The following is a 12515-nucleotide window of genomic DNA, read 5'->3' as shown; positions in this document are numbered from 1 at the left end:
CCCTGGGCGACCCCATCGCGGACACCAAGGCCCCCGGCGGCCCCGTCCACGAGCGCTGGGACCGCCGCCGCTTCGAAGCGAAGCTGGTCAACCCGGCCAACCGCCGCAAGCACACCGTCATCGTGGTCGGCACCGGCCTGGCCGGCGGCGCCGCCGGAGCCACCCTCGCGGAGCAGGGCTACCGGGTCGTCCAGTTCTGCTACCAGGACTCGCCCCGCCGGGCCCACTCCATCGCCGCCCAGGGCGGCATCAACGCCGCCAAGGACTACCGCAACGACGGCGACTCGGTGCACCGCCTGTTCTACGACACCGTCAAGGGCGGCGACTTCCGCTCCCGCGAGTCCAATGTGCACCGGCTGGCCCAGGTCTCCGTCCAGATCATCGACCAGTGCGTCGCCCAGGGCGTCCCCTTCGCCCGCGAGTACGGCGGCCTGCTGGACACCCGCTCCTTCGGCGGCGTCCAGGTCTCCCGGACCTTCTACGCCCGGGGCCAGACCGGCCAGCAGCTGCTGCTCGGCGCGTACCAGGCGCTCTCCCGGCAGATCGACGCCGGCGCGGTGGAGATGCACCCCCGCACCGAGATGCTCGACCTGATCGTGGTCGACGGCCGGGCGCGCGGCATCGTGGCCCGCGACCTGGTCGACGGGCGGATCTCGGTGCACCTGGCCGACGCCGTGGTGCTCGCCTCCGGCGGCTACGGCAATGTCTTCCACCTCTCCACCAACGCCAAGAACTCCAACGCCACCGCCATCTGGCGGGCCCACCGCCGGGGCGCGTACTTCGGCAACCCCTGCTACACCCAGATCCACCCCACCTGCATCCCGCGCTCCGGCGACCACCAGGCCAAGCTCACCCTGATGAGCGAGTCGCTGCGCAACGACGGCCGGATCTGGGTGCCCGCCGCCAAGGGCGACACCCGGCCGCCGGAGCAGATCCCCGAGGAGGAGCGCGACTACTACCTGGAGCGGACCTACCCCTCCTTCGGCAACCTGGTGCCCCGCGACATCGCCTCCCGCGCCGCCAAGAACGTCTGCGACCAGGGCCGGGGGGTGGGTCCCGGCGGCCAGGGCGTCTACCTGGACTTCGCGGACGCCATCGAGCGGATGGGCCGGGCCGAGGTCGCGGAGAAGTACGGCAACCTCTTCGAGATGTACGAGCGCATCACCGCCGAGGACCCCTACTCCCGGCCGATGCGGATCTACCCCGCCGTCCACTACACCATGGGCGGCCTCTGGGTGGACTACGACCTGATGACCACCGTCCCCGGCCTGTTCGCCATCGGTGAGGCCAACTTCTCCGACCACGGCGCCAACCGGCTCGGCGCCAGCGCCCTGATGCAGGGCCTGGCCGACGGGTACTTCGTGCTGCCCGCCACCCTCGGTGACTACCTCGCCCGCCACCCGCACGACACCGTCGCCCCCGACCACCCCGCCGTCACCGAGGCCGTCACCGTCACCGAGGACCGCCTGCACCGGCTGCTGACCGCCGACGGCGACCGCACCCCCGAGTCCTTCCACCGCGAGCTGGGCGCACTGCTCTGGGAGGAGTGCGGCATGGCCCGCAACGACGCCGGACTGCGCCGGGCCCTGGCGCGCATCCCCGAACTGCGCGCGGAGTACTGGCGGCGGGTCAGGGTGCCCGGCAGCGGCACCGAACTCAACCAGACCCTGGAGAAGGCCAACCGGGTCGCGGACTACTTCGAGCTGGCCGAGCTGATGTGCCTGGACGCGCTGCACCGCACCGAGTCCTGCGGCGGCCACTTCCGCGAGGAGTCCCAGACCCCCGACGGCGAGGCCCGCCGCGACGACGAGCACTTCGCGTACGTCGCCGCCTGGGAGTACGCGGACGGCGCCCCGCCGGTGCTGCACCGCGAACCCCTGGCCTTCGAGTACGTCCACCCCACCCAGCGGAGCTACGCGTGAACCTCACCCTGCGCATCTGGCGCCAGCGCTCGCCCGAGCAGGACGGCGCCATGACCACCTACCAGGTCGAGGGGATCAGCCCCGACATGTCCTTCCTGGAGATGCTGGACGTCCTCAACGAGGAGCTGATCCTGCGCGGCGAGGAACCCGTCGCCTTCGACCACGACTGCCGCGAGGGCATCTGCGGCGCCTGCGGCATGGTCATCAACGGCCAGGCGCACGGCCCCGAGCGGACCACCACCTGCCAGCTGCACATGCGGCACTTCGGCGACGGCGACACCATCGACGTCGAGCCGTGGCGGGCCGCCGCGTTCCCGGTGGTCAAGGACCTGGTGGTCGACCGCTCCGCCCTCGACCGGATCATCGGCGCCGGCGGCTACATCACCGCCCCCACCGGCTCCGCCCCCGAGGCGCACGCCACCCCCGTACCCAAGCAGGCCGCCGACACCGCCTTCGAGCACGCCGAGTGCATCGGCTGCGGCGCCTGCGTCGCCGCCTGCCCCAACGGCTCCGCGATGCTCTTCACCTCCGCCAAGGTCGTCCACCTCAATGTGCTGCCGCAGGGCGCCGCCGAGCGTGAGACGCGGGTGCTGGGCATGGTCGGGGCCATGGACGAGGAGGGCTTCGGCGGCTGCACCAACACCGGCGAGTGCGCCACCGCCTGCCCCAAGGGCATCCCGCTGCCGTCCATCGCCGCCATGAACCGCGAGTACCTGCGCGCGCTGCGCAAGGGCGCCCCCGGGCGGGTCTGACCCGCCCGCCCGTGCCGCGCGGGCTGAGCCGGACCGGGGGGCGGCTCAGCCCGCCAGCCGGGCCTTCCGGATCTCCTCGCTGGGCCGGTAGTGGGTGGACAAGCCGATTATGGGGGTGGGTGGGTCGGGTGCCACCGGCGGTGGGGGGTGCCGGGGGGTTCGGCGTTCGCCGGGGTGGGTGGTTGTTCGCGCGGTTGCTCGCGCCCCTGGATGGGCGGGCGTGTGTTCGGGGTGGGGGCCGGTGGTCGACAATGGGGGGATGGTGGCCGAACCGGAAGAACCCCTTGACGAGCCGGTGCCGGTGCACCGGGCCGTCGCCCTCGGCATCGCGCGGCTGCTGCCCGATGTCGACCGCCCCCGCGCCTGGCTGCTGACCCTGGACGGCACCCCGCAGTCGTACGTCGACCTGGACGACCCCGGGCACCTGGAGTTCGAGTACGCCCGCCGGCTCGGCCATGTCGTGGACGCCGCCGCCGAGCCCGGCCGCCCGCTGGACGTGCTGCACCTGGGCGGCGGCGCCCTCACCCTGCCCCGCTACACCGCCGCCACCCGCCCCGGCTCCCGGCAGCGGGTGGTGGAGATAGACGGCCCGCTGGTCGAGCTGGTGGCCGAGCAGCTGCCCTGGCAGGGGCCCGGCGTACGGATCGAGGTCGCGGTGGGCGATGCCCGGACCGCACTGGCCGAAGCGCCGGACGGCTCGGCCGACCTGGTGCTCGCGGACGTCTTCGGCGGCTCCCGGGTCCCGGCCCGCCTCACCACCGTGGAGTTCGTCCGCGAGGCCGCCCGGGTGCTGCGCCCCGGCGGCGTCTACGCCGCCAACCTGGCCGACGGCCCGCCGCTGGACTTCGCCCGGGGCCAGGCCGCCACCGTACGGGCGGTGCTCCCCGAGGTCTGCCTGCTCGCCGAGCCCCAGGTGCTGCACGGCCGCCGCTTCGGCAATGTGGTGCTGGTCGGCTCGCGGCGCCCCGTACCGGTCCGGGAGCTGGCCCGGCGGCTGGCCGCCGACCCCTTCCCGGCCCGGGTGGTGGCCGGGGAGGCCCTGGACCGCCTGATCGGCGCCGCCGAACCGGTGGACGACAGCGCGGCCCGGCCCTCGCCGCCCCCACCGGACGGCGCCTTCACCCTCTCCTGATCCCGCCCCGGCGGCGCCGCGCCGGGCCCGGTGCCAGAATGGCGGACAGGACCGCACCGCCGGACCGGCCGCAGGGAGAGGGGCGCCGATGACCGCCGACGACCAGCCCGCCGCCGGAGCCACCGCGCTCGCCCCGGTGCCGCAGACCGCGCTCTGGACGCTCTACCACCGCGCGGTGGAGGCCCGGCGGCCGGACGCCCTGCTGACCGACCCGATGGCGATCCGGCTGGTCGACACCCTGGACTACCCCTTCGCGGAGCGCTTCGGCGCGCCCTCGGCGGCGGCCGTCCGGTTCCAGGCGCGGTTCCAGGCGCAGCGGGTGCTCAGCTTCGACCGGGAGGTGGCCGACTTCCTGCTCCGCCACCCGCGCGGCACCGTGGTCTGCCTGGGCGAGGGCCTGGAGACCCAGTTCTGGCGGATCGACAACGGCCGCGCCCAGTGGCTCACCGTCGACCTGCCGGACTCGGTGGCCCTGCGCCGGAAGCTGCTGCCGCCCGGCCCCCGGCAGCGGCTGCTGGCCTGCTCCGCCACCGACGACCGCTGGATGCGCGAGGTGGACGCCGGCCACGGCGTGCTGGTCACCGCGCAGGGGCTGCTGATGTATCTGCGCCCCGGCGAGGTACGGGACCTGATCGCCGGCTGCGCCGAGCACTTCCCCGGCGGCGGGCTGGTCTTCGACGCCGTACCGCGCTGGTTCAGCCGGCTGGCCGTCCAGGGGAAGCTGCGCACCGGCGGCTTCCAGGCGCCGCCGATGCCCTGGGGCATGGACGCCTCCGAGCAGCAGCGGCTGCGCACCGCGCACCCCGCCGTCGTCGGGGTGCGCGACGTCCTGCCGCCGCGCGGCGCCGGGCCGGCCGCCGCGCTGCTGTCGTACGTGGCACGCGTACCGGTGCTGCGCGCCAAGCGGCCGTCGGTGGTCCACCTCGACTTCGCCCCGGACGACTGCCGCTGACGGTCGCCCGTGCCGGTGACCGGCAGTCACAGGATGATCGCCTGCCTGGTCGGCGCACCCGGGGCGGCGCACGAGGGCGTGGCCGGACGGCCCGCCCGCGCCGGAGCCGCGATCCCCGCCGTCCTGCCCCGGCCGTCGCGCGCCGGGCCGCGGCTCCGCGCCGGCACTCCAACGGCTGGGCAGCGGGCGGCCGCTGCTCGTGCAGTTCGTCCTCCCCAGCGCCACCGCCGCGCTCTGCACCGGGCCGGCCCTGCCCGGTGGTGATCTCCCGGGGCCGGCCGGGTCTCGCCGCTGCGGCGGTCGGCCCGGCGGTCACGGCCAGGTGCTCGGCCCTGGGCACGGCGCGGACGGCCCCGCCGTGGCCATGACGGCGGGTTCCGGCGGGTACGTACCCGGTCGCGGTGTCTCGGGTACGCGGCTGTGCCCCGCCGGGTCGTGGCGGCGGCCGCCGACCGCTGTCATCAGCTCCCGCAGTCGCAGCAGTCGCAGCCATCGCAGCAGTCACACCCGTCGCAGCAATCACACCCGTCGCACCCGCAGTCGGCACAGCTGGAGCAGCAGTCGCAGTCCGTGTAGTGGCAGGCGCCGTGCCGGGTGCGCCCCGTCCAGGGGTCCGGGTACTGCTCGCGGCAGCACAGCTGGCAGGTGCAGGCCATCATCGCCCACACCGCGCACCCGGCCAGCAGGTTGCGGTGGGCCGGCGGACGGCCGCCCGGCGGCGGGCCGAAGCCTGGGCCCTGCGGCACCCAGCCGGGCGGCGCGCCCTCGTCCGGGGTGTCGGGCGCCTGCGGCGGCGTCTGCTGCGGGCCGTGGTCGCCGGTGGCGCGGCCGTGGCCGGGGCCGCCGAACACCCGGGCCACCGCGCTGCCCGTCTCATGGGCCAGCAGCCGGTGGGCCAGCGCCGGCTCGCTGAACTCCACCTCGCGCAGCGCCAGCCGGATGCCGTGCACCGCGTCCCGGCAGAGCCGGTGCGCCTCGTCCAGGTCGGTACCGGTGGCGGTGAGCGGGTTCCAGGCGCCGCGCTCGGCGTCCTCGCGCAGGTCCTCGGCCGCGTCCAGCAGATGGGCCAGCCGGCCGAAGAGCCGGCCCGCCTCCGCCAGCGCCGGGCCGTTGCCCGGCCGCCCGGCGAGCACCGCCGTGTGGGCGAAGGCGGCGGCGGTCGCGGTCTCGGTCGGCTCGGTGACCAGCAGGACCGAGGTGCCGGGCCCGGCCGCCCGCTCCAGCTCGCCCTGCCGGGCGACCGCGTCCAGCAGTACGCCGGTGTCGAACCCCACCCCGGCGCCGCCGCCCGCGCTCTGCCGCCCCCAGCGCCCGGCGACGGCCCGCGCCCCGGCGGCCACCGGCCGCCGGGCGAAGGCCCCGTCGCCGTCCTCCACATGGTCGCGGACCTTGGCCGCCGCCAGCGCCAGCGAGACCGCCGCCGCCAGCCTGGCCCCCTCGCCGCGCGCCACCTCGGCGGTGCGCATCCCGCGCAGCGGGCACGGTCCGGCGGTACGCCGCCCGGCGGGGCCGCCGGGCGCGGACTGCGCCTCGACCAGCACCGAGATGATCAGCCCGTCGTAGTTGGTGGCGGTCCGGGCGAGCTGCCCGTGGTCGTCGCGGAGCGCCAGGCACAGGCCGCACAGATGTGCGGTCCACGCGGTGCGCAGTCGCTCGGACAGCCGATGTCTGCATGGCCGGATGATTCCGAACACGGTCCCCCCTAGAACCCGGTGGCTCGCCGGCCGCGCCGACGCGCTGATCAGGATAGGAGCGGCGCGGGCCGGGCCGTCGGCGGGGCCCCTCCGCACGCCCGGCCGGCCCGGCGGCCGCGGTCAGCGGGTGACAGGGCGGCCCATGCCTGATACCAACGAAGGAGAGGCATCACGGTGAGAGGAGGGCCTGACATGAACGCCGCCATCGGAGACATGGTGCACATCCACGGCCGCACGGTCGGTGCCCAGGACAGGACGGGCCGGATCACAGAGGTTCTCGGCCAGGGCGGTTCCCCGCCGTACCGGGTGCGTTTCGACGACGGGCACGAGGCGCTGATCTTCCCGGGTCCCGACTGCGTCGTACAGCACCTGGCGACCCAGACGGGACCGGGCGCCCGCTGACCCGGAGCGCCGCCGCCACGCCCGTCCCGCCCGGGGCGGGCGCGGACGTGCGAGGGTGGAGGGGAGCCCCGTGGCGGACGGCCGTCGGCCTGACCCGCCGCCGGGGGCAGCGCCCGGGATAGGCTCGCGGCGGCAGGCAGCAGTCACCCACCGCCACGGAGGTAGCGGCGTTGCACATCGACGCGTGGATCGAGAGCGTCCCCCCGGGGGCGGTCTACGCACTGGTAGGGCTGATCATCGGGGTGGAGAGCCTGGGCATTCCGCTGCCCGGTGAGGTCGCCCTGGTCAGTGCGGCGCTGCTGGCGTCCCACGGCACGGTCGACCCGCTGCTGGTGGGGGTGTGCGCCACGGCGGGTGCCATCATCGGCGACTCCATCGGCTATGCGATCGGCCGCAAGGGCGGCAAGCCGCTCTTCGAACGGATGGGCAGGCGCTTCCCCAAGCACTTCGGCCCCGAGCATCTGGCCTCCGCCGAGCGGTCGTTCCAGAAGTGGGGCATGTGGGCGGTCTTCTTCGGCCGCTTCGTCGCGCTGCTGCGGATCTTCGCCGGTCCGCTGGCGGGCGCGCTGCGCATGCCGTACTGGAAGTTCCTGACCGCCAATGTGCTGGGCGGCGCCATCTGGGCGGGCGGCACCACGGCGGGCGTCTACTACCTGGGCGTGGTGGCGGAGGACTGGCTCAAGCGGTTCTCCTACCTGGGGTTGGTGCTGGCGGTCTGCCTGGGTGCCGGATCGTTCCTGCTGATGAAGCGGCGGGCCGGCCGCATGGCTGCCGCCGCCTCGGAGGAGCCGACCGGCGAGCCCGCCGAGAAGCCGGTGGCCACCCCCGCCGACTGAACGACGACCCCGCAAAGCCCCCCGCAGGCCCGCTCCGCCCCCGGCGGCGCGGGCCTGCGGCGTCCGGACGGTCAGCGGCGTCCGGACGGTCAGCCGGCGGCCAGCAGCACCGTGCCGACCAGCGCCAGCCCGGCCCCCACCGCCTGCACCGGGCGCAGCCGCTCCCCGAGCACGCCCCTGGCCAGCAGCGCGGTGGCCACCGGGTACAGCGACGCCAGCACCGCCGCCACCGACACCGACCCGCCGCGCGCGGCCAGCGCGTACGCGCCGTTGGCGGTGACATCCGCCACGCCCACCACGCCCAGCGCCGCCAGCCGGGGCCGCACGCCCGGCCACAGCCCCTCGGCGGGCAGCGCGGCGGCCGGGTCCCGGCGGGCGGCGAGCAGCAGCGCCCCGCCGCCGACCGCGACATTGCACAGCCGCTGGACGCAGAGCGCCAGCAGCAGGCCGCCGTGCGGCGAGGCGTGGGCGATCAGCGCCATCACCGCGCCGAAGCCGAACGCCGCCACCAGGGTCAGCGTCACCGCGCGGCGCGCCACGGCGGCGCCCCGGAACTCCGGGCCGCCCGCCAGCACCACCCCGGCCAGCGCCACGGCGATCCCGGCGGCCTGCACGACGCCCGGCCGTTCGCCCAGCAGCAGCCCGGCCCCGACCGGCACGGCGACGCCCACGGTGGCCAGCGGCGAGACCACGCCCATCGGGCCGATGGCCAGCGCGCGGTAGAAGCAGAACATCGCCAGCGGGCCGATCAGCCCGGCCCCCGCCGCGTACAGCAGCTGCGGCCCGGCGTCGCCCAGCGCCCCGGTGGCCACCACCGCCACCAGCAGCAGCACGGCGGCCACCACCTGCGAGACGACCACCACGACCAGCGCGGGCAGCCGCCGGGTGAGCAGACCGCCGCCGAAGTCGGCCGCACCCCACAGCAGGCTGGCCAGCAGCGCGAACAGGGCGGTCACGGGGTGGCCGGGGAGTGGATCGGCACGGTGCTACCTCGCAGTGCGGTGGGGCGGTGCGGTTGGATGGACGCTGAGTACAGCGCAAGATTAGTGCACTGTGCTGCACTGCACGAGCCACTTTATTGGACCAGGGGGATGTCAGGCGTGCCCGATACCGACTTCGTCTCACAGGCGCTCGCCCGCAACCTGAAACGGCTGCGCGCCGACCGGGGCCACACCCTGGACGCGCTCGCGGCCCGCTCCGGCGTCAGCCGAGGCATGATCGTGCAGATCGAACAGGCCCGCACCAACCCCAGCGTCGGCACCGTCGTCCGGCTCGCCGACGCCCTCGGGGTGTCCATCGCCCGGCTGCTGGACTACGCGGAGGGCACGGCGGTACGGCTGGTCCCGGCCGAGCAGGCGGTGCAGCTGTGGACCACCCCGGCGGGCAGCACCGGCACCCTGCTGGCCGGGGTCGAGGCGCCGGGACCGCTGGAGCTGTGGTCCTGGCGGATCGAGCCGGGGGAGGGCTACGCCTCCGACCGGCACCCACCCGGCACGGTAGAACTGGTCCGGGTCGACGAGGGCGAGCTGACCCTCACCGTCGACGGCCAGGACCACACCGTGCCGACCGGCACCACGGCCTCCTTCGACGCCGCCCTGCCGCACGGCTACCGCAACACCGCCGACCGGCCGCTGCGCCTCACCATGGTCGTCTCCGTCCCGCCCGTCCCCGGTGACCCGCGCTGAAACCCGGGGGCGGGCGCGGCGCGGGCGCGCCGTCGGTGATGATGGGCGCTGAGTGATCCCGCTGGAGAAGCCGGAGAAGGAGCGTCATGACGCAGCAGCAGTGGACGGCAGTGGACCAGTACCTGACCGGCGCCCTGGTCGGCACCGACCCCGTACTGGAGGAGGCGCTGGCGGCGAGCGACGCCGCCGGACTGCCCGCCATCAACGTCTCGCCCAACCACGGCAAGCTGCTGCACCTGCTGGCCCGGGTCCAGCAGGCGCGCAGCATCCTGGAGATCGGCACCCTCGGCGGCTACAGCACCCTCTGGCTCGCCCGCGCGCTCCCCGAGGACGGCAGGCTGGTCACCCTGGAGATCGACCCGGCGCACGCCGAGGTCGCCCGCGCCAACTTCGAGCGGGCCGGTCTGGCGGACCGGATCGAGCTGCGGCTCGGCCGGGCGGCGGACACCCTCCCGCAGCTGGCCGCGCAGGGGTACGGCCCGTTCGACCTGGTCTTCATCGACGCGGACAAGCCCAGCAACGCCGAGTACTTCCGCTGGGCGATGAAGCTCGCCCGCCCCGGCACGGTGATCGTGGTGGACAACGTGGTGCGCGGCGGCGCCGTGGTCGACCCCGACAGCCCCGACCCGTCGGTGCAGGGCGTACGGCGGCTCAACGAGCTCATCGCCGCCGAGCCCGGCGTCACCGCGACGGCCGTGCAGACGGTGGGCGGCAAGGGCTACGACGGCTTCACCCTGGCCCTGGTCCACACCCCCGCCGGCGGTGAGTCGTGACGGCCGGCCCGGCGTACGAGCGCGCCATGGACAGCGCACCGATCGGCACCTTCGCCGGGGCCTGGCCCGCCGTCGACCGCCCCGACCTGGTCGCCGGACCGGTCGGCGCCGCGCTCGCCGCCTGGCGCGGCCCGGAGCCGGTGGAATCGGTCCTGGTGGTCGACACCGACCCGGACGCGGCGGACACGGCGGTGTTCTGCGAGACCTACGGGGTGCGCCCCGAGGAGTCGGCCAACTGCGTGGTCATGGCGGCCAAGCGGGGCTCCACCGTGACGCTGGCCGCCTGCGTGGTGCTCGCCAGCACCCGGGCGGACGTCAACGGCGTGGTCCGCCGTCACCTGGGGGCGCGCAAGGCGTCGTTCGCGCCGATGGACGAGGCGGTCAGCCGCAGCGGCATGGCGTACGGCGGGATCACGCCCGTCGGCCTGCCCGCCGACTGGCCGCTGCTGGTCGACGCGGCCGCCGCCGAGGCGCCCTGGCTGGTCATCGGCAGCGGGCTGCGCCGCTCCAAGCTGCTGCTGCCGGGCAAGGCCCTGGCGGGGCTGCCCGGCGCGGAGGTGCTGGCAGGACTGGGCGTCCCGGTCGGCGGCTGACGACGCGTTGCCGCCTGACGGCGGCGGCTGTTCGCGCGGTTCCCCGCGCCCCCGGGTGAGCCCCGGGGGGCGCGGCCCGGCTACCGGGCGAGGTCGGCGGCTGCGGCGTGGACCTCGGAGAGCAGGATCGCAAGGTCGGCCTCGGTGGTGGCGGGGTTGAGCAGGCAGGCCCGCAGCGCCTCGTGCCCGCCCAGCACCGTGCCGGTGACGAACGCCCGGCCGCGCCGCTGCACGGCGGTCGGCAGGTCGTGGTTGAGCGCGTCCACGGCCTTGGGCGGCAGCCCCGGCGCCCGGTGGCGGAAGGCGACGATGGAGGTCTCGACCGGGGCGGCGAGCTCCAACAGCGGGTCCCGCTCGACCAGTTCACCGAGCCGCCGGGCCAGCGCCGTGCAGCGGGCGATGTCGGCGGCGATGCCGTCCCGGCCCCGGTGGGCGATGGTCGCCCAGACCTTGAGCGAGCGGAACGGCCGGGTCTGCTCCATGCCGTACTCGGAGAACCAGCCCAGCCCGCCGGACTCCTCGTCGCGCAGGTACGGCGGCACCAGGCTGAAGGTGCCGCGCAGCTCGGCGGCGTCCCGGACCAGGGCGCACCCGCAGTCCACCGGCACGCCCAGCCACTTGTGCGGGTCCAGCGCGAGCGAGTCGGCGCGCTCCATGCCCGCGTAGCGGTGGGCGATCAGCGGGTCCAGCACGCCGAAGGCGCCGTACGCGCCGTCGACGTGCAGCCAGAGCCCCTCGTCCGCGCAGACGTCCGCGATGGCGTCGATCGGGTCCACCGCACCGGCGTTGACGGTGCCGGCCGAGGCCGCGACCAGGAACGGCCGCAGTCCGGCCGCCCGGTCGGCCGCCACGGCGCCGCGCAGCGCGGCCACGTCCAGGTGCCCGTCGGCGTCGGTGGGGACCGTCCGCAGCCGGCGGCTGCCGATGCCCAGCAGTTCGGCGGCCTTGCGTACGCAGGAGTGGGTCTCGCCGGTGCAGTACGCCACCAGCGGCGGCATCCCGGCGAGGCCGTCCGCGCGCACGTCCCAGCCGTCCTCGCGGGCCGCCCGGCCCCGGGCGGCGGCCAGGCAGAGCACCGTCGCCATCGAGGTGCCGGAGGTGAGGATGCCCGCGCCGGGCCGGTGCGGGAAGCCGACCAGCTCCGCGATCCACCGCACCACCGCCCGCTCCAGGTGCACATCGGCGTGGTCGCCCCCGGCCGAGCTGGGGTTCATCGCGGCGGCGGCCAGGGTGGCCAGCACACCGGCCGGGGCGGGCGCGGAGTTCACCCAGCCGAAGAAGCGGGGGTGCCCGTTGCCCATCGGGTAGGGCAGCACCTCGTCCTCGATCGCGGTCAGCAGCTCCGCCAGCGGGCGGCCCCCGGCGGGCAGCGGGGCGTTCAGCAGGCGGTCGCGCCCGGCGTCGTCGGTGGGCTGCCACACCGGGCGGTCGGCCACCGCGCCGAGGTAGTCGGCGGCCAGGTCGGCCACCGCGCGGGCGGCGGCCCGGAAGTCCTCACCGGGAAGGCCCTCACCGGGGAACTGCCGATCGGGGGTCCGCGCATCGGGGGTCCGCGCATCGGGGGTCTGCGCATCGGGGGTCTGGCTCAACGTCGGTGCTCCAGGCGGTGGAGAGGGCGGTACGCGTCCCGGGGCGGCGTCGTCGGCGCTGCGGACGCTGTCGATCGTACGCGCCGGAGGGTGGCACCGACCGGGTGGGCCCGGCCGCCCGCCGGGGTCGAACTGTCGCCAGGGGAGCGAAAGGGCGCCTCCCCTGCCCGAATTCGGGCAGAAAT

12 protein-coding genes are annotated in these 12515 nt (G+C 75.7%); 9 read left to right on the top strand and 3 right to left on the bottom strand.

The window, feature by feature from the left end; genetic code table 11:
* The first annotated feature begins 2 nt into the window (after positions 1-2).
* From ACIQGZ_RS20145 to ACIQGZ_RS20130, 4 genes are all read left to right on the top strand, one after another.
* The gene (locus ACIQGZ_RS20145) at positions 3-1922 is read left to right on the top strand and encodes a fumarate reductase/succinate dehydrogenase flavoprotein subunit (RefSeq protein WP_402603648.1); all 1920 of its coding nucleotides are present in this window, start codon (positions 3-5) and stop codon (positions 1920-1922) included.
* Complete coding sequence (locus tag ACIQGZ_RS20140) at positions 1919-2674, top strand: succinate dehydrogenase/fumarate reductase iron-sulfur subunit (protein ID WP_402603458.1); 756 nt, start codon at positions 1919-1921, stop codon at positions 2672-2674. The genes ACIQGZ_RS20145 and ACIQGZ_RS20140 overlap by 4 nt, the downstream gene beginning before the upstream one ends.
* A gap of 259 nt (positions 2675-2933) precedes the next feature.
* Positions 2934-3806: a spermidine synthase gene (locus tag ACIQGZ_RS20135; RefSeq protein ID WP_402603457.1), complete on the top strand. Its 873-nt coding sequence runs from the start codon at positions 2934-2936 to the stop codon at positions 3804-3806.
* An 88-nt stretch (positions 3807-3894) separates the two neighbouring features.
* Positions 3895-4758 (top strand): class I SAM-dependent methyltransferase, encoded by an 864-nt coding sequence (locus ACIQGZ_RS20130; protein ID WP_402603455.1) that lies wholly within the window; start codon positions 3895-3897, stop codon positions 4756-4758.
* Between the two features lie 461 nt (positions 4759-5219).
* Here the strand turns inward: ACIQGZ_RS20130 and ACIQGZ_RS20125 are convergent, their stop codons facing one another.
* Positions 5220-6452: a DUF5685 family protein gene (locus ACIQGZ_RS20125; RefSeq protein ID WP_402603453.1), complete on the bottom strand. Its 1233-nt coding sequence runs from the start codon at positions 6450-6452 to the stop codon at positions 5220-5222.
* 192 nt (positions 6453-6644) lie between these two features.
* Here ACIQGZ_RS20125 and ACIQGZ_RS20120 point away from each other — a divergent pair, with 192 nt between their 5' ends.
* Both ACIQGZ_RS20120 and ACIQGZ_RS20115 read left to right on the top strand, forming a co-directional pair.
* Positions 6645-6854 (top strand): DUF1918 domain-containing protein, encoded by a 210-nt coding sequence (locus ACIQGZ_RS20120; RefSeq protein WP_402603452.1) that lies wholly within the window; start codon positions 6645-6647, stop codon positions 6852-6854.
* A 170-nt stretch (positions 6855-7024) separates the two neighbouring features.
* A complete protein-coding gene (locus tag ACIQGZ_RS20115) occupies positions 7025-7690 on the top strand; it encodes a DedA family protein (RefSeq protein ID WP_402603451.1) in 666 nt (221 codons plus the stop codon).
* 89 nt (positions 7691-7779) lie between these two features.
* Here the strand turns inward: ACIQGZ_RS20115 and ACIQGZ_RS20110 are convergent, their stop codons facing one another.
* Positions 7780-8646, bottom strand: coding sequence for an EamA family transporter (locus ACIQGZ_RS20110; protein WP_402603450.1), 867 nt, complete (start codon positions 8644-8646; stop codon positions 7780-7782).
* Positions 8647-8781: 135 nt separating this feature from the next.
* Between ACIQGZ_RS20110 and ACIQGZ_RS20105 the strand changes: the two genes are divergently transcribed.
* From ACIQGZ_RS20105 to ACIQGZ_RS20095, 3 genes are all read left to right on the top strand, one after another.
* Entirely contained in the window at positions 8782-9375 is a 594-nt protein-coding gene (locus ACIQGZ_RS20105) for a helix-turn-helix domain-containing protein (protein WP_402603449.1), read from the top strand.
* 86 nt (positions 9376-9461) lie between these two features.
* Positions 9462-10148: an O-methyltransferase gene (locus ACIQGZ_RS20100; protein ID WP_402603447.1), complete on the top strand. Its 687-nt coding sequence runs from the start codon at positions 9462-9464 to the stop codon at positions 10146-10148.
* A 26-nt stretch (positions 10149-10174) separates the two neighbouring features.
* Complete coding sequence (locus ACIQGZ_RS20095) at positions 10175-10741, top strand: YbaK/EbsC family protein (protein ID WP_402603445.1); 567 nt, start codon at positions 10175-10177, stop codon at positions 10739-10741.
* 80 nt (positions 10742-10821) lie between these two features.
* On the opposite strand, the gene ACIQGZ_RS20090 is transcribed toward ACIQGZ_RS20095, so the two are convergent.
* Positions 10822-12330 carry a pyridoxal phosphate-dependent decarboxylase family protein gene (locus ACIQGZ_RS20090; protein ID WP_402603443.1) on the bottom strand — a complete coding sequence of 503 codons (1509 nt, stop codon included), beginning with the start codon at positions 12328-12330 and terminating at the stop codon, positions 10822-10824.
* Between the last annotated feature and the right edge of the window lie 185 nt (positions 12331-12515).

This window comes from Streptomyces sp. NPDC092296 (assembly GCF_044755465.1).
Lineage (GTDB): Bacteria > Actinomycetota > Actinomycetes > Streptomycetales > Streptomycetaceae > Peterkaempfera.
Note: the sequence above shows the minus strand (reverse complement) of the source record. Positions and strands in the feature narration are given on the sequence as shown.

Coding starts and splice junctions, on each gene's coding strand:
- ACIQGZ_RS20095 (WP_402603445.1), top strand. CDS start 10,175: ATGGACAGCGCACCGATCGGCACCTTCGCCGGGGCCTGGCCCGCCGTC.
- ACIQGZ_RS20105 (WP_402603449.1), top strand. CDS start 8,782: ATGTCAGGCGTGCCCGATACCGACTTCGTCTCACAGGCGCTCGCCCGC.
- ACIQGZ_RS20120 (WP_402603452.1), top strand. CDS start 6,645: ATGAACGCCGCCATCGGAGACATGGTGCACATCCACGGCCGCACGGTC.
- ACIQGZ_RS20100 (WP_402603447.1), top strand. CDS start 9,462: ATGACGCAGCAGCAGTGGACGGCAGTGGACCAGTACCTGACCGGCGCC.
- ACIQGZ_RS20130 (WP_402603455.1), top strand. CDS start 3,895: ATGACCGCCGACGACCAGCCCGCCGCCGGAGCCACCGCGCTCGCCCCG.
- ACIQGZ_RS20135 (WP_402603457.1), top strand. CDS start 2,934: ATGGTGGCCGAACCGGAAGAACCCCTTGACGAGCCGGTGCCGGTGCAC.